At 37.0% G+C, this 17,011-nt stretch carries 18 protein-coding genes and 1 pseudogene; all 19 read right to left on the minus strand.

All coding sequences use genetic code 11. The annotated features are described in order from the left end of the window. Nucleotides 1-241: 241 nt before the first annotated feature. Entirely contained in the window at nucleotides 242-1,423 is a 1,182-nt protein-coding gene (locus JOC49_RS05250) for a pyridoxal phosphate-dependent aminotransferase (RefSeq protein ID WP_204663142.1), read from the minus strand. 164 nt (nucleotides 1,424-1,587) lie between these two features. Next, nucleotides 1,588-2,388 (minus strand): annotated as a pseudogene (locus JOC49_RS05255) (DUF975 family protein). Nucleotides 2,389-2,443: 55 nt separating this feature from the next. After that, nucleotides 2,444-3,529, minus strand: a complete 1,086-nt coding sequence (locus JOC49_RS05260) for an HD-GYP domain-containing protein (RefSeq protein ID WP_204663144.1) — start codon at nucleotides 3,527-3,529, stop codon at nucleotides 2,444-2,446. A gap of 306 nt (nucleotides 3,530-3,835) precedes the next feature. After that, a complete protein-coding gene (locus JOC49_RS05265; protein ID WP_204663146.1) occupies nucleotides 3,836-4,606 on the minus strand; it encodes a CheR family methyltransferase in 771 nt (256 codons plus the stop codon). 72 nt (nucleotides 4,607-4,678) lie between these two features. Beyond that, nucleotides 4,679-5,812: a 30S ribosomal protein S1 gene (gene rpsA / locus JOC49_RS05270; RefSeq protein WP_204663148.1), complete on the minus strand. Its 1,134-nt coding sequence runs from the start codon at nucleotides 5,810-5,812 to the stop codon at nucleotides 4,679-4,681. Beyond that, nucleotides 5,799-6,683: a 4-hydroxy-3-methylbut-2-enyl diphosphate reductase gene (gene ispH, locus JOC49_RS05275; protein ID WP_204663149.1), complete on the minus strand. Its 885-nt coding sequence runs from the start codon at nucleotides 6,681-6,683 to the stop codon at nucleotides 5,799-5,801. The genes rpsA and ispH overlap by 14 nt, the downstream gene beginning before the upstream one ends. A gap of 32 nt (nucleotides 6,684-6,715) precedes the next feature. Then, nucleotides 6,716-7,318 carry a lysophospholipid acyltransferase family protein gene (locus JOC49_RS05280; RefSeq protein WP_204663152.1) on the minus strand — a complete coding sequence of 201 codons (603 nt, stop codon included), beginning with the start codon at nucleotides 7,316-7,318 and terminating at the stop codon, nucleotides 6,716-6,718. Between the two features lie 13 nt (nucleotides 7,319-7,331). After that, nucleotides 7,332-7,985, minus strand: coding sequence for a (d)CMP kinase (cmk, locus tag JOC49_RS05285; RefSeq protein ID WP_341534654.1), 654 nt, complete (start codon nucleotides 7,983-7,985; stop codon nucleotides 7,332-7,334). A gap of 99 nt (nucleotides 7,986-8,084) precedes the next feature. Continuing rightward, a complete protein-coding gene (locus JOC49_RS05290; RefSeq protein ID WP_204663154.1) occupies nucleotides 8,085-8,936 on the minus strand; it encodes a MurR/RpiR family transcriptional regulator in 852 nt (283 codons plus the stop codon). Nucleotides 8,937-8,956: 20 nt separating this feature from the next. Next, nucleotides 8,957-9,496, minus strand: a complete 540-nt coding sequence (locus JOC49_RS05295) for a 2-oxoacid:acceptor oxidoreductase family protein (RefSeq protein WP_204663156.1) — start codon at nucleotides 9,494-9,496, stop codon at nucleotides 8,957-8,959. A 34-nt stretch (nucleotides 9,497-9,530) separates the two neighbouring features. Next, nucleotides 9,531-10,343 carry a 2-oxoacid:ferredoxin oxidoreductase subunit beta gene (locus tag JOC49_RS05300; RefSeq protein ID WP_204663158.1) on the minus strand — a complete coding sequence of 271 codons (813 nt, stop codon included), beginning with the start codon at nucleotides 10,341-10,343 and terminating at the stop codon, nucleotides 9,531-9,533. After that, complete coding sequence (locus JOC49_RS05305) at nucleotides 10,343-11,476, minus strand: 2-oxoacid:acceptor oxidoreductase subunit alpha (RefSeq protein ID WP_204663160.1); 1,134 nt, start codon at nucleotides 11,474-11,476, stop codon at nucleotides 10,343-10,345. The genes JOC49_RS05300 and JOC49_RS05305 overlap by 1 nt, the downstream gene beginning before the upstream one ends. Further along, the gene (locus JOC49_RS05310; protein ID WP_204663162.1) at nucleotides 11,469-11,684 is read right to left on the minus strand and encodes a 4Fe-4S dicluster domain-containing protein; all 216 of its coding nucleotides are present in this window, start codon (nucleotides 11,682-11,684) and stop codon (nucleotides 11,469-11,471) included. The genes JOC49_RS05305 and JOC49_RS05310 overlap by 8 nt, the downstream gene beginning before the upstream one ends. 144 nt (nucleotides 11,685-11,828) lie before the next feature. Beyond that, nucleotides 11,829-12,257, minus strand: a complete 429-nt coding sequence (locus JOC49_RS05315; protein WP_204663164.1) for a GNAT family N-acetyltransferase — start codon at nucleotides 12,255-12,257, stop codon at nucleotides 11,829-11,831. Then, the gene (scpB, locus tag JOC49_RS05320; protein WP_243423611.1) at nucleotides 12,229-12,849 is read right to left on the minus strand and encodes an SMC-Scp complex subunit ScpB; all 621 of its coding nucleotides are present in this window, start codon (nucleotides 12,847-12,849) and stop codon (nucleotides 12,229-12,231) included. Before scpB ends, JOC49_RS05315 begins: the two co-directional genes overlap by 29 nt. After that, on the minus strand, nucleotides 12,849-13,610 hold the full coding sequence (locus tag JOC49_RS05325) for a segregation and condensation protein A (protein WP_204663166.1): 762 nt from the start codon (nucleotides 13,608-13,610) through the stop codon (nucleotides 12,849-12,851). The genes scpB and JOC49_RS05325 overlap by 1 nt, the downstream gene beginning before the upstream one ends. After that, a complete protein-coding gene (locus tag JOC49_RS05330) occupies nucleotides 13,579-14,796 on the minus strand; it encodes a tRNA nucleotidyltransferase/poly(A) polymerase family protein (protein ID WP_204663168.1) in 1,218 nt (405 codons plus the stop codon). The genes JOC49_RS05325 and JOC49_RS05330 overlap by 32 nt, the downstream gene beginning before the upstream one ends. 72 nt (nucleotides 14,797-14,868) lie before the next feature. Beyond that, nucleotides 14,869-16,170, minus strand: a complete 1,302-nt coding sequence (locus tag JOC49_RS05335) for a pyrimidine-nucleoside phosphorylase (RefSeq protein WP_204663169.1) — start codon at nucleotides 16,168-16,170, stop codon at nucleotides 14,869-14,871. A 15-nt stretch (nucleotides 16,171-16,185) separates the two neighbouring features. Beyond that, complete coding sequence (locus tag JOC49_RS05340; RefSeq protein ID WP_204663391.1) at nucleotides 16,186-17,004, minus strand: purine-nucleoside phosphorylase; 819 nt, start codon at nucleotides 17,002-17,004, stop codon at nucleotides 16,186-16,188. Nucleotides 17,005-17,011 lie beyond the last annotated feature (7 nt).

The following is a 17,011-nucleotide window of genomic DNA, read 5'->3' on the forward strand; positions in this document are numbered from 1 at the left end:
GGTCAAAAACAAGCCGATTCATCCCCCACCTGCACTCTCACTCCGTGAGCAAGGTGGCTTAGAGGCGGGGGACTTCTCGGCTATTTTAGTTAAAAGTGTTTTTTCAATACTCTTGACCCGGTCTCCCATAATATTCCCCTTTAAATATTTCGTATTTCAATTTTATCACAGGCCTGATTTTAAAAAAAGAACAACATATCTTTAAGCCAAACTGCTAAAGATATGTCGTTCTAATATTGCATTAATATTTATTGCAAAATGCTTCAATTCGGTTTAAACCTTCTTTAATATTTTCCATGCTTGTTGCATAGGATAATCTTATATAAGCGTCCACACCAAAGGCAATTCCAGGTATAACAGAAACCATTGCCTTTTCAAGTAATAGTGACGCAAAATCTATAGAGGATTCAACTTTTTTCCCTTCTATTTCAAGTCCTAAATAGTGTGAAATGTCTACCATGACGTAAAATGCACCTTTAGGCTCTACGCATGAAATCTTATCTATGTTACGTACACGTTCTACCATGTACTTTCTTCTCTCATCAAATGCGAGACGCATCTCTTCAATTGGAGATTGGTCGCCATCCAATGCCTCAATACTGGCATACTGTGCAATTGTATTTGGATTAGATGTTGCATGAGACTGAATATTACTCATAATTTTAGCAATCTCAACTGAGCTGGCTGTATACCCAATCCGCCAACCTGTCATCGCATAGGCCTTACTCAGTCCGTTTACTAAAATTGTATGATCATAGGCAAACTTAGCGATACTCACATGTGTTTCACCATATATTAATTTTTCATAGATTTCATCAGATATGATATATAAGTCGTGTTTAATCGCAAGGTCAGCTATGGCTTTAAGCTCACTCTCTGTATAAACAGTCCCTGTTGGATTATTTGGGCTGTTAAGCATCAATGCCTTAGTTGCAGGTGTAATGGCAGCTTCAAGTTGACTTGGAGTCACTTTAAAGGAAACTTTAGCATCGCCTTCTACGAGTACAGGCTCTGCATCTGCAAGCTTAACCAACTCATAATAACTCACCCAATATGGAGACGGTATGATCACTTCATCTCCGGGATTGCAAATTGCTTGAAGGGCATTAAAAAGTGAATGCTTGGCGCCTGAAGAAACTACAATTTGATTATTTGCGTATGTGAGACCATTGTCTCTCTTAAGTTTTGATGCAATGGCGCGTTTCAAGTCAGGTAAACCAGAAGCTGCTGTATAGCCGTTGCCACCTTTTTCAATTTGCTTAATCGCTGCAGTTCGGATATATTCAGGTGTGTTAAAATCGGGTTCTCCTGCCCCAAAACTGATTATATCAGCCCCTTCAGCCTTCATTTGATTCGCTTTGGCAGATATCGCCAATGTCATTGATTCTGAAATTGATAAATTTTTTCGTGATAAAGATTTCATTAAGACCTCCAACATATTTTGGATTTAATTTGTTCGACATCATTATAACAAGAGTGGTTTCAAATGTACATGAACATAATTAGTTTTTTCTTTCTCCTGATTAAAAAAATAAGTTCAAAACGCAAAAAAGGATTGAAGAACAAATGTGCTTCAATCCTTTAAGTTTACTCATATTCGTACCAATCATCTGATTCAGATTCATCCTCAAAAGAAACCTGAAGTTTCAACTCGTCAGCAGAACAGACAGAACTTACCACGGCTTCTTTTCGGAGCGTTAAATAAAGTTGCGCTTTTGTAGCGTCCACATAAGGGTTCACAAAAAGTGTTCCAATACCAAAAGCAAGTGCCCCCAATAAATACCACCCAATAAAAGATAAATCTAGTACAAACATATTTCATTTGTGGCCACTGGTCATATCTTCACTCAATTCCAAAGCACGTTTATAGCCAATTTCCGGATTATCTGCAAGGATATATGGCACCATCGAAAATGCGTAAGATTTTATAATGCCCGGAATAATCAATAATAAATAGTATAAAAAATTAATGACTGCTCTGTATAGCATCGATGTCAGTACACCTGAATAGGAGCCACTTACAAAGGAACTTGTAAGATGCGATAAATCTACGTCAGCTTCAGCACCTCGCACGAAGAATTTTCTGCCTCCAACTTCCAAATGGTACCCTACAAACACACGGAAAGCAATAGAGCCAACAATTAGCAATAGGATAATAACCAACCCGAATCCCCATAAAAATCCAAAAGAAGATGACTCAATGACACTTTGCCAAAATCCAGCACCCTCTTGCATTGTAAAATCCGTACTCACATTTGTATTGCTCGATGACCCACCCGATGAACCGGATCCCACAAATAAAAGCAATAAACTTACAAGAAAAGCTTTTAAGTAATTCGACTTTAAAAAAGACTTTGCTTCAGTCTTTAACATTTCTCTTGTCCACATGTTTTCTGTTCCCCTTTCTATATCATAACACACGTCTATACCATTTATAGTAGACTTAATACGTATCCACAATAAACCATTTTGTATTCATTGACAAATCCAAATCAAAATACATTTTCCTAAAATTCTGCTCATTTGGTGTAAAAACACGCACAACAGGGCTTTCAGGATATAGTTTGTTTTGATACAGTACAATGCCTCGATGACCTGAATTTAAAATAATACCTGTTCCATTGGGATAAATGTTAATGTGCTTGGCAAAAGTCTCCATAATTTGAGTATCAAAATGTGTATTTCCCAAATGTGTTATTTCCCGATAAACTCTATCAGGCCGCAACTTTTTCTGGTAAATTCTATCATTTGACATTGCATCATAAACATCCGCAACCGCAACTATGCGTGCATAAAGCGGGATCTTTGTATTCCTTAATCCCCAACAATAACCTGTCCCATCATATTTTTCATGATGGTGTAAAGCAATTTGAGCGGCCTCTTCAGATATATTGGTTTGGGTTAATATTTCATATCCAAACAAGGTGTGCTTCTTAACTTCAGAAAATTCATCTTTTGTAAGTCTGCCTGGTTTCTTAATAATTTCCTCCGAAATCATTATCTTCCCAATGTCATGAAGTATAGCCCCTGTTCCAAGGTCTTTTAACTGTACGCGATTTAGCTTTAAATCAATCCCTATAATCAAAGCCAAAACACCTACATTTACTGAATGTTGGTATGTATAATCATCAACTGATCTCAGTTGAGACAGGGCAAAAACGAAGTCTTTCTGTTCCAACAATTGTTCAATCATTTCTTCCACAATACCTGTAATTTTTTGGATATCACTGTTGGTGACTGTTTTAAAGCGTAGCATCGTTTTCTTAATCTGATTTTGGGCGTGCAAACGCGTCTTCTCTTGAACGACATCATGGATATTGAGTGACTGTCTAATTTGAGCCACACTTTCCTTTGTCAATTCACCAGAAGGTTCTATGAAAATTTCCTGAACACCTGCCTCTTTAAAACGAGGGGCATAGGTTTCACGATATTCGGTTCCTCTTTTAATCAAAAGAATCCCGTCATTTCCATATACGTCTTGTGCAATTATGGCACCCCTTTGGATGCTGTTCAAAGATGCTTTCAACATTTCCCCACCATATAGTATAATAATTTTTTTGTACATTAAAAAAGTACCATATATACTTACTTTATGACATCTATCATCATAATGCAACCTTTTGTGAAAAATGACCCGATTCTGTAACAGTCTCACTTATTATTATCGGCATAAAAATGCTAAACTTTAAATATACGCAAGAAATAGTAACTTATTATTTAATCATATCAATATCTTGATGTATTTATTTTAACATATCAAAACAGAGTTTGCACCATTTTTTTACATTTTTGTCGCATTTAAAAAGCATCTGAAATCTCTTCCAGATGCTTAAGTTTACTTTTTATAATAGAAAAAAGTACGATTGGACTCAAACTTATATCTTTGTGGCTGTATAATTTGTTCTGTACTCCCTACGAAGAAATAACTGTCTGGTGATAGAGACTCGTAAAATTTACGATACATTTCGTCTTTGGCCTCTTCAGTGAAATAAATCATGACATTTCGACATACGACAAGGTCAAATCCCTTTGGATAGTCATCTCGTAAAAGATTCATCTTTTTGAATTCCACACAATTTTTAACGTCATCCTTGATTCGATACCCTTTACCTACAGGTTCGAAAAAACGTTCAACATAGGCAGGTGGCACATTTTTAATGCTTTTTTCATTATACATGCCAATCTGCGCTTTGTTTAAAGCCTCACTGTCAAAATCAACCGCAAGAATTTTAATGTCTCTAAGTGGCAAAAATTCGCTTAAGCACATTACCAGAGAATACGGTTCCTCCCCAGTAGAACAAGCAGCAGACCATATTTTAGGGCGTTTTGTTCGCTTAAGAATAGCTGGAAAAACCTCTGATCTTAACATTTCCCATTGGGCAGGATTGCGATAGAACTCAGATACATTTATTGTCAAATAGTTGACAAACTCGTCGTACACATCCTTATCACGATTCATCAGTTGAAAATAAGATTCGAAATCTTGAAGCCCATGTCGAGAAATTAGGGATTCAATACGTCTTTTCATCTGCCTTTCTTTATATAAAGACAGGTCAAGTTTCGTTTTTGCAAAAATTTTCTCTTTAAACTGATCATATCCTTCCATAGGGATCCTCCACGCATTATATTATAAATCCCAGCTCGCTTTTGCTGCACTGGGATTTAATCATGTTATGAATTAAGCTTCTACGTCTTCTTCAACTTCATCAGTTGATTCTTCTGTTGTTTCTTCAACTGTTTGAACTTCTTGAACTTCTTTCATAGACAGTTTAACTTTTTTCTCATCAGCAGCGAACTCAAGTACTTTCACTTCTACAAGGTCATTAACCTTTAACACGTCAGCTGGTTTTTCCACGTGCTCTTTTGCAATATGAGATACGTGTACAAGACCTTCTATACCAGGCTCAAGTTCAACAAACGCACCAAAGTCTGTCAAGTTGACAACTCTACCTTCGTAGATGCCTCCAATTTCATACTTGTTTTCAAAATTTGACCATGGCTCTTCAGTCAGTTGCTTGATACTTAATGAAATTTTGTTCTCTTCTTTGTTAAAGTCAATAATTTTAACATCGATTTTATCGCCAACTTTAACAAATTCTGATGCAGGCTTTATACGCCCCCAACTCATTTCAGTCACATGAACCAAACCGTCCATACCACCAATGTCTACGAAAGCACCAAAGTTTGTAATACGCTTCACTTCGCCTTCTACGACTTTACCAACTTCAACATCCTTCCAAAATGCTTCTCTTTGTGCTTGTTTTTCTAAAATTGCAAACTCTTTGTGTGAGAAAACCGCACGTCTTTTTTGCTTGTTGATTTCAATTGCTTTAACTTTCAAAGTTTGTCCCACATAAGGTTTCAAGTTTTTAACAAACCTATCAGACAATTGAGATGCAGGAATAAAACCTCTGATTTCTTTGTAATAAGCTATTAAACCACCATTTACTGAATCAGAAACTTTAACTTCAATTGCTTCGTCGCGCTCATTAATGCCTTCAAGCTCAACCCAGTCCTTGTCAATACTTACTTTTCTGAGCGATAAAAGAATGTTGCCTTCTCCGTTGTCATGGCTGACAACATAAACATCCAGTTCGTCGCCTTCTTTAAACTTTTCTTTCAAATCAAAGTCAGTTTCAGCAGAAACTTCGTTTTTAGGAATAACGCCGTCAGATTTATAGCCAATGTTAACAATGATCACGTCAGCGTTAACTTGAATTATGCTTCCTTTAACGATTGATCCTTTTCTTGGGATTTTCAATGATTCTTCGATTTGATCCATCATTTCAGCCATTGAATTATGATTTTCCATCAAAAAATACCTCGCCTTCATTTTCTATTTTAAGGATAACCGAGTCGATAATCCAATCCGGTGTCGAAGCACCAGCGGTAATTCCGATGACTTCATTGCCGCTTAAGATTGAAAGATCCAAATCATCCTTAGTTTCAATGTGAATCGTATTGACGATTTCTTTACAGATACTCGCCAACTTTAATGTGTTCGAACTGTGTTTGCCACCTATCACAATCATTAAGTCTACCTGACTTGCAAGTTCACGACATGCAGTCTGCCTTTGATTTGTCGCAAGACAAATCGTATTGTGAATCACACAGTTTTCAAATTTTTCTTTTAATACAACCACAATTTCATTCCAAACATTTATATTGAAAGTTGTCTGTGCAACAACACAAACTGGTCCAATCATAGGTTTGATTTTTTGTGCTGCATCTACAGATTTCACTACAATTGCCTGATTGTCACACCAACCATTGATGCCAACAACTTCAGGATGGTTGCCATCACCTACAATGATTATATTATACCCAATAGAGGCATGAGTTGAAACCGTATTTTGAATTTTTTTTACATAAGGACATGTTGCATCAAAAATTTCAGCATTGATATCCTGAATTTGATCATATACTGATTTCGGCGCACCATGTGAACGGATTACGATTTTATTTGAAAGACCGTTTTGCCCCGTCATGTCCTCAATTGCATTAATAATAGTCACGCCCTTTGATTTATAAAGCGTCGTGACTTGTTCATTATGAATTATTGGACCAAGCGTATATATTTTTTCATCTTGATTGGCAGTTGATGCAACCACTTCATCCAAAATTCGAATCGCTCTTTTAACACCATAACAATATCCAGCATGTTTGGATACCATAATTTTCATAATAAACCTCGTTATTATACCATATTTAAAGTCTACTTGTCCAGTAGCTGTCCATAATACTTCATATCATTGTAAATAGACTTCATAATCTGCTCAGACATTTTTTCAAGTTCAGCTGACGCAACTTTCTGACCATAGTAAGATTCAAATGACACAGGTGGGTGAAAAACAACACGTAAACGCCCAAACAATTTATAAGGTGAATCCAAGGTAACCGGTAAAATTAAAGTTTGTGTTTTTACAGCCAACATCGCAACGCCAGATTTAACAGGTAGTGGGGTTTTCCCCTTATTTCGAGTGCCCTCAGGAAAAATACCAAGACTTTCACCATTTTTCAAAATAGACAATGCTTTCTTAATCGCTGTCAAATCATTGGCATCTCTATCGACAGGAAACACACCTATTTTTGATAAAAAACTGGCCACTATTCTATTTTTAAACAACTCTTTCTTTGCCATAAACCTGCCTTCAAAAGGCAGTAATGCACCAATGACAATAGGATCTTGAAGATTAATATGATTGGCACAAACAATATAATTTACAGATGTATCCAAAGTGTCTAGTCCTTCTACTTCCATTTTATAAAATAGTTTGTAGTAGACCCAAGCACCGTGTTTACAAATTTGATATAGCATACCCATTTTACACCTACTCATTTGTATACGCAATTTTTTTTAGAATCAAATCGATTACCTGATCAGTGGTCAGTTCCGTCGTATCTATAATTTCTGCATCATCAGCTATTTTAAGTGGCGATACTTCACGTTCTGAATCTAAACGATCCCGCTCATTTATTTCATCTACAAGTGCCTTATAGTCTACTGAATATCCAGCTTTATCAAGTTCAATTTGTCTTCGTTTTGCACGTTCTTCTGCTGTTGCAGTTAAAAAAAATTTGAACTTTGCATTGGGCAACACATGTGTTCCAATATCCCTGCCATCCATAATCACCGATTGTGTTCCAGCAATTTTGCGTTGCAAGTCGACCATACATTTACGAACATAGGCATCCATCGCCACATATGATACATTTCGACTAATTTCAGGTTGACGAATTGCTTCAGTCACGTTCTTTCCATTTGCCCATATTTGTCCTGGGGCAACTTCCAGTTCCAAGGCTTCCACAATTATTTCTAAGTCATGAGCGTTTTGAACTGAACGCTTTTCAATCAAAGTCTGATACGTAACAGCTCGGTACATTGCGCCTGTATCTAAGTATACAATTCCGAGGCGCTTTGCCACTTCACGCGCCACAGTGCTCTTACCAGACCCTGCAGGTCCATCAACAGCAATTTGAATCACTTTTTTTCTCCTTTGTATTTAGCGTTTAAAAACAAATACCACCCTTTGGTGGTATTTGTCCTCTACGATTATATCGCATATTCATAACTTAAGCAAACATCATTTATTATTGTATACGCCATAGTTTTCCCAGATACGTTCTAACTTTGCGAGATTCTGTTCAACACCTTCTTTTTTCATACTTGTTCCTATAATCAAGGCATTTATCAAACTCATTGGTGCAACAAGTGAATCCACAAAAGTATTCATATTATATTTGGCTGTCAAACAATAGGGTGTCTTATCATAAAGTGGTGAATTCAAGCCATCTGTAATGCCCAATATATTAATCCCATTAGAGAGTGCATAGTCCACACAATCATAAGTTCTCTTTGAATATCTTGGAAATGAAAAAGCAATCAAAACATCTTCTTGAGAAATATTGAGCAATTGATCGTAAACGTCCTGTGCAGTTTCTCGAATCACAACAACCTCTGGCAAAATAAAATTTAAGTAAAAACCAAGGTAATTGGCAAGAATCGATGAACTTCGAAGTCCCAATATATAAACTTTTCTGGCTTTTATGAGCTGTCCAACAAAAACCTCAATCATTGGCACATCCAAATGTTCGATTGAATGCCTAATATTTTCCATGTCACTCATCATCACACGTGCCAAGCAATCCGTATCATTTTGTCCCTTAGACATCTCAAACCTTTGGACCGTCGTCAGTTTACTCTTAATACTTTCTTGAAGTTCTCTTTGCAACTCAGGATAACCTTCATAACCAATTGATCCAGCAAACCTGACAACAGTGGATTCACTAATATTAACTTTTTTGCCCAAAGTAGACGCAGTCATAAATGCAACTTTATCATAATTTTCAAGTATATAATCTGCAATCTTTTTATGACTTTTACTTAGCCCAATATATTCTTGTCTAATTCTAGCCAGTAAATCCGCTTTTGCCATACAGTCACCACTTCTTTAATTTAATAGTTTTTTGCCAATTCATATCCCTTCTGAAGTGCCATCTTATTTAGGTCTTCAGTACCTCTAGGAATTCTTGCCAAAATTGCTTTTTCAAGATTTTCTTTTGTAACAACATTGCTTAGTCCAACAATCAGTCCTAAAGCAACAATATTTGCAACTATTTCTTTACCGACTTCTGTCCGTGCTGTTCTCAATATAGGTGCTTTAATCACTTTTGAAGCCGTTAAGCCTTCTGGCAATTCTAAGGTTTCATCCACAATAATAATGCCGTCTTCAGAGATGTCCGTAATATACTTATTACAGGCTACCTGAGTCAATGATAAAACCATATTGGGCAAAGTAACTTTTGGAAAATCAATATCAGACTCACTGATAATAACCTCCGCTTTACTCGCACCACCTCTGGCCTCTGGTCCATAACTTTGTGTTTGAATTGCATTCTTATTATCCTTAAGCGCGGCTTCAGCTAAAATAATACCCGCTGTAATCAAGCCTTGTCCGCCAGATCCTGTTAATCTCAGTTCAAGTTGTTTTTGCATACCAATCCGATCTCCTTTCAACAGTTTCAGTCAACTATTTAAACATTTCAATGATTTGATCGTAAAGTTCTGTGTACTCCGGCTCTTCCACATTTACAAATTCTCCCATTAGGAATTTGCCTTGTTTCTTCTCCGGTGGCAATTTTTCTGCGACTTTATGATCCACAAAACTGTCTTTCAAGAAATTCATCATATCCACAACTGAACCTTTTTTGTTCTTTCGTCCATAATAAGTTGGACATATTGAAATTGCCTCTACTAAAGAAAAACCTTTATGCTTAATGGCAGATTCAATATATTTATCCAATTGATTCACATGATAAACGGTTCCTTTGGCTGCAAAAGTTGCCCCAGCACCGACTGCAAGTTTTGTAATGTCAAATGGCTTGTCGATATTACCATAAGGTGCTGTCGTCCCCTTATCGTGCGTTGGCGTTGTTGGTGAATATTGACCACCTGTCATCCCATAAATATTGTTGTTAAAACAAATCGTTGTAAGGCCAATATTTCTTCTTGAGGCATGAATCAAATGATTTCCGCCAATTGCAGACAAATCTCCATCTCCTGCAATAACAATAACTTCCAATTCAGGATTTGCAAGTTTTACGCCAGTTGCAAAAGCTAAAGCACGTCCATGCGTTGTATGAAGTGTATTAAAATCCATATAGCCCGGCGCTCTTGATGAACACCCAATTCCAGATACGATACAAACTTTGTCCTTGTCGAGTTTAAGCTTATCAATTGCTCTGGCTATAGAGGCCATAATTATACCGTGTCCACAGCCTGGACACCATATATGCGGCAATTTATCTGTTCTAAAATAATTTTCTACTAAAGGCTGATTCATTAGAGCACCTCCTTGAATATGTCAGTTAATTCTTTTGGCGTAATTATTTCCCCATTTGCCTTGCCATAGAATCGAACTGAACAAGCAGATTTCACAACACGCTCAACCTCGAGTTTCAACTGCCCATAATTTAATTCAGTTACTAAAATATCCTTAATTTTGCCAGTGTACTCTAATAATTTTTTTTCAGGGAAAGGCCAAAGTGTAATCGGTCTAAAAAGGCCTACTTTTACACCCTCTTCTCTCAGCGATTTTACCACTGCCTTAGCAGTTCTTGCAGTACCACCATAAGCTAAAATCATATACTCAGCATCGTCCATTAAGAATTCTTCAAAATCTACAATATCATCTACATGATCTGACACTTTTGACATCAAACGGTCCATGAGTTTTTGGGCATTTTGAGTACTATTGCTCGGGAAACCTGTTTCATCATGCATTAATCCTGTCACATGATATCTGTAGCCTGCCCCGAAATCCGCCATTTTAGGAACGATATCCCCTTCTTCTACTCTATAAGCTTTATAATCCGACCCCGCTTCTGGCCGAATTCGATTAAATATCTCAATTTCTGAAACTTCAGGAATTTCTATTTTTTCACGCATATGACCTGTGATTTCATCTGTTAACAAAATAACAGGTGTTCTATATTTTTCAGCCAGATTAAAAGCTCTTACTGTTAAATCAAATGTTTCTTTTACAGAATCTGGTGTTAAGCAAATAACTGGGTGATCGCCATGCGTTCCCCACATTGCTTGCATTACATCACCCTGACCTGGTGCAGTTGGTAAGCCCGTACTCGGACCGCCTCTTTGAACATTGACGATAACAAGCGGAATTTCAGCAAGTGCTGCATAACCGATGTTTTCTTGCTTTAAAGAAAAACCAGGACCTGATGTTGCTGTCATTGCTTTTACGCCTGTCAAAGATGCACCTATTGCTGCAGCAATGCCTCCAATTTCATCTTCCATTTGTATAAACTTTCCACCCAATCGTGGGAGTCTTTCTGCTGACAATTCAGCAATTTCAGTTGATGGTGTTATTGGGTATCCAGAATAAAATCGCATACCTGCCATTAATGCACCTTCGACACATGCTTCATTGCCTTGAAGAAACTTAACTGTTTTAGACATCTTCCTTACCTCCTAGAAAAATTGCAAAATCTGGACATCTCATTTGGCACATGCCACATTTAATACAATTTTCCCTATCCAGCATGGTCACTTTTCCATTTTCATTAAATCCCAGAACTTGCTTGGGACAAAATGCGATACAGATGCCACATCCTTTACACCAATCTTCTTTAATATGAATCGTCAAATTTTCTCTGTTTTCAGCCATTGCAAGACCTCCTTTACACTCTCTTTAATCATAACACAGGTCATATGTTTTGCAAGGACAAATTCATTTTATCTCGTAATTTTTATAATTTTGCAATTTTTCATTCATTTTGTATATTTGGCTAATAGTATCATTGTATACAGTTTAGCGCGATCCCTTGCATGGCGTGTTAAAAAAATCTGGAAGGTGTACTTCAAAGAAAGAAAAATCTGGATCCGGGTCAAGAGTGTCTCGAAGAACAAGGTTTTCCTTTTCAAAAAAAGCCTTCGTGTTGCTGTTGCTTTTCACATAAACAAGAGGATGCCTGGTATGGTCCAAATAATTAAGGGCAGCCCTCAAAAGACCATCACCAAACTGTAAGCCTCTCTGGTTACTGTCTACTAAAATAAAATCAATAATCGGGACTGACTCATTTTCAGTGATACTGCATACACCATGAATGCATCCAGATTCAACAACAACAAAACAAGTGGCTTTAAGTACGTAATCACTAAATTTATCACACGCATTTCTTTTCAAAAGCGCCAAAATGGCTGGTGTTTCATCAGGATTCTGCTTTCTGATTTCGATCATCCTCAGCACCCTCCTCCTCATTCTCTTTTAGAGATTCAAAAATCGTTTTTCCACCAAAGTCTTCTAGATTGGGTAGATCTTTTAAAGATTTAAAACCAAAACTCTTCAAAAAAAGATCTGTTGTGCCATATATTTGTGGACGTCCTATTCTTTCTAATTTGCCAACAACTTCTACCAGTCCGCGCTCAATTAAACTTTGAATCGGACTGTCACAATTTACGCCGCGTACCTGTTCAATATCAAGTTTCGTAATGGGTTGCTGATAAGCGACAATCGTCAAAACTTCCAGAGCCGAATTTGATAATCCCTTGCTTTTAGTCGTCACACATAATTTCTCGATATAGGGGAAATTGTCTTTTCGTGAAGCCAATTGATATTTTTTATTAACTTCAACAATTTGAACCCCCCTATTTTCACTTTCAAATTGCGCCATCATTTCGTGGATGATTTTTTCAACCGTACTGGGTTTAACCTCTAAAATGCTTGCAATTTTTGTCCCGCTTAAGGGTTCCCCCCATACAAAAAGAAGGGACTCAATAATAGATTTATAGCCCACTTCTTGGTCAATGGCTTTCATATTTATGAGATCCATTACACATCCTCCTCATGAATTTTCCTTACAATTTCTATATCTTCAAAAAGACCACTCTGCTGAATTGCTATGCGTTTCATTTTTAGAAGTTCTAAAACAGCTAAAAAAGTAACCACAATTTCCTCTCTCGTTTTAACCGAGCCAAATAAGTTGGAAAAATAAACCGTTGAATTTTGAAACAAATTGGTCTCTATAAAGTCTATCTTCTCTTCAACTGTAAATTGATCTCTTTTAATGCCCTTAAAAAATGATTTTCGATTGTGATCATAACGATCTGCTTTTGTTAAAAGTCTCTGTACAGCTTCTATCAATAACTCTTTTTCTAAATCATCATTCAACGTATTCATATCTGTTGCCTTCACATAAAGACCAAGTTCTTCCTGCTCTTTAAAAACAAGTTCATCTAAAGAACTCTCTCGATGCCTTAATGCATTTGACGCTTCTTTAAATTTTTTGTACTCAATCAACCTTGCAACCAATTCACGTCGTGGATCCTCCTCTGAAAAATCATATGTTTCCATATCTGCATTGGTATCAGGCAACAACATTTTTGATTTGATTTCTAAAAGCGTAGACGCCATGACTAAAAATTCCGTTGTCATATCAAGATCCATTTCAGGTAATTCATCCAATATTTTTAAGTACTGATTGGTTACCTTTACAATTGGAATGTCATAGATATCAATTTCATCTTTTGTTATTAAATGAAGGAGTAGATCAAGTGGTCCTTCAAAAGCATCTACTTTTATCTCTATTTTCATAAATCCCCTTTATCCATAAAAGTTCGTCATCATATGACAGTCTAAGTGAATGGTCAAGTTTATACTTAAGAAGCATCTCCAGAAGTTTGCCAATTTCAGGGCCTCTAGGAATTCCCATTCGAATTAAATCATATCCTGTCGCCGTAACTTTAAAACTGGCCAAATGTGTCATAAAATAAATGATTTGATCTTTCTTTATGTCCGTTAAGGCACACGACATCAAGCTTTCAACTCTCATATTATACAACATTTTGTAAATCTCGTAACCATTTTTATCTAAAACAGCAGGGGCCTCCCATTTTTCAACACATTCAATTTCTTTAATAAGAGGCGTAAAATAGGAATCCAAGTTCCGTAAAAGCGTAAACTCTTGATTAAAAGCCCAGAGAAAATAAACATACGGCCAAAGACCATATACGGCGCCAAAAACAGGACGCATTTCAAAGAAAAGTTTTGTAAAATCACGAAAATCTGGAATTAAATTATACTGGCTGTAAGCACATAAAAGGTGTTCTCCAGAGGGTTCAAGCGCATCTTGCCATAGTATTTTTAAAAACCTACCGCGATTCAGAGAAAGAATTTCCACAGCAGGGTTAAAAATTGACTTTTGATCCTCAATAATTCTAAATTTATACAGCGTCATATATTTTATTGCCCGCAAATATCGAGAAGGATCTTCCTTATAAGACGCCTTATGAAGCACTCTTAAAAATCGCCGATCTATATCTGGCCAAAAATGTGGGTGGGCCAATTGAATTGCCTTTAACACATCGGCTTTTTTGGGTTTTAATTGCGTGAACCACGCCATCGTTTTTTCAGACAAGGGTACAATACCAGTATTTACCGTAAAATCTCTTCTTTCAAGGTCATCTAAAAGTGTTACGTTATAGATCACATTTGGAACCCCATCATAGTTAGGGTAAAAATCACGCCTGGGGGCTGCAAAATCATAAGTAAATAATGTCCCTTTATAATGAGCTGTTTTTATTTTAGATCGACTTATTGGATAAAATGCAGTCAAACGTTCAATAAATTGATCAAAATCACCCATCACAATAAAATCAATATCATTTGAATCGAGGCCAAGAACAAGGTTGCGTATACAGCCTCCAACAAAGTACAGATCAATTGGCATATTTTCTTGTAAACTCAATAAGTTTTTGAAAAATTCTGCATCTACACACATAATTAGCCCCCTCTCCCATTATAATGAATAAAAAAACCATCTGCAACGGAAGTCGTTACAGATGGTTTGATTTTATTCTACAATTTCATAGATATACTGGACTGGATCAGGTGCATTTTTCCCCATGATAAATGCTGATTTCACCATTTTTTCAGCCTCTTTATTGTTTTCCAAATTACTATGGAGGATACACAAGGTATCTCCTAAGTTCACGTGATCTCCCATTTTTTTCTTAAGTGTAATGCCAGCAGCATAGTCAATCTTGTCTTCTTTGGTACGTCGTCCTGCCCCTAAAAGCATGGCCGATATTCCGACTTTTTCTGCATCAAACCCTGTTACATACCCTTCAATGCCTGCTTTTACTTCAATCTGTCTTGACGCTTGAGGCAATTTTTCTGGGTGATCAACAACACTTGGATCACCACCTTGAATTTTAATAAACACTTTCAACTGTTCAAGTGCGTCACCAGAAGCAATAACTTTTTCAAAGTGTTTTCGTGCCAATTCCAAAGTATCAAATGCCCCTCCAAGAACAGCCATATAGGAAGCGATGGTTAGAGCAACTTCAGTCTCATCCTTTGCGCCTCTGCCACTTAAAACATCAATTGCCTCACGCACTTCATTTGCATTTCCAACTTCATGTCCCAAAGGTTGATCCATGTTTGTAATAACAGCAACTGTCTTTCTATTAAGCGATTTTCCAATGTCTACCATGGTCCGTGCAAGTACTTTCGCTTCCTCTAAGGATTTCATAAATGCGCCCGAGCCCACTTTAACGTCTAAAACAATAGCATCCGCACCAGACGCAATTTTTTTACCCATAATCGAGCTGGCTATTAATGGTATTGAATTTATTGTCCCTGTTACATCTCTTAAAGCATAAATCTTTTTATCAGCTGGCGTTAAATCCCCTGATTGTCCCACAAGTGCCATTTTATAAGTGTTAACATTGTGAATAAACTCATCTGCAGTAAGTTCTATCTTAAACCCTTCAATAGACTCTAGCTTGTCAATGGTTCCACCAGTGTGCCCTAGCCCTCTACCAGACATTTTAGCAACTGGGACACCCACCGAAGCCACAAGTGGTGTTACCACAAGGCTAATTTTATCACCAACGCCACCCGTTGAATGTTTGTCTACTTTTATGCCGTGAATTGCAGACAAATCTACTGTATCTCCAGAACGTACAAAAGCATCTGTAAGTTCTGCAGTCTCTTCAGCTTCCATTCCTACAAAATATACAGCCATTAAGAAGGCTGACATTTGATAGTCTGGTATTTCACCTTTTGTATAGCCTAAAATCATAAAATCAATTTCTTCTTTGCTTAATCTACCGCCTAGTTTTTTCTTATTGATTACATCAACTGCTCTCATTTATTATCCTCCACTTTACGCTATTTCCACAATTCGACTTACCAGACGAATAAATGTACTTTGAACCCTTTGTGCGACTTCAACAACTTCCGCATGATTCAGGGGTGTTTTCTGGATTCCTGCTGCCATATTTGTGATACATGAAATCCCTGTAACCTTCATTCCCATATGTGCCGCTACCAGTGCTTCCGGTGCAGTAGACATCCCTACTGCATCTCCACCAAGCATAGCGGCTAACTTAACTTCAGCAGGTGTTTCATAAGATGGTCCCGTGAAGTAAAAATAAACACCTTGTTTCAAATCAATAGCCATCGTCTTTGAGGCTTCTAAAATTTTTTGATTGAACGCATGGTCATAAATATTAGAAACATCTGGAAATCTCGGTCCCAAGTTAGAGTCATTAGGACCAATCAAAGGATTTACACCCATAATATTAATTTGGTCTGTAATCAGCATTAAACTGCCTCCAGTAAAATCTGGATTTAAGCCACCTGCTGCATTTGTCAAAATCACATGTTCTACCCCTAAGGCTTTCATAACCCGGACTGGAAATGTAATGTCCTGTATGGAATACCCTTCATAGTAATGGAAACGGCCTTGCATCGCGATAACTTTTTTTCCCATAAATCTTCCCGCTACAAACTGACCCGCATGGCCTTCAACCGTTGAAACAGGAAAATGAGGTATATTCTTATATGGGATTTGTACGGGTGATTCTATAGAATCTGCCACAACACCTAATCCAGAACCAAGAATCAAACCAATTTCAGGAACTTCAACTAAATGTCTGTTAATATGTGCTTTTGCTTCCTGAATTCTAACCATTAAATCAATCATGAAA

It is taken from the genome of Fusibacter tunisiensis, assembly GCF_016908355.1.
GTDB classification, from domain to species: domain Bacteria; phylum Bacillota; class Clostridia; order Peptostreptococcales; family Acidaminobacteraceae; genus Fusibacter_D; species Fusibacter_D tunisiensis.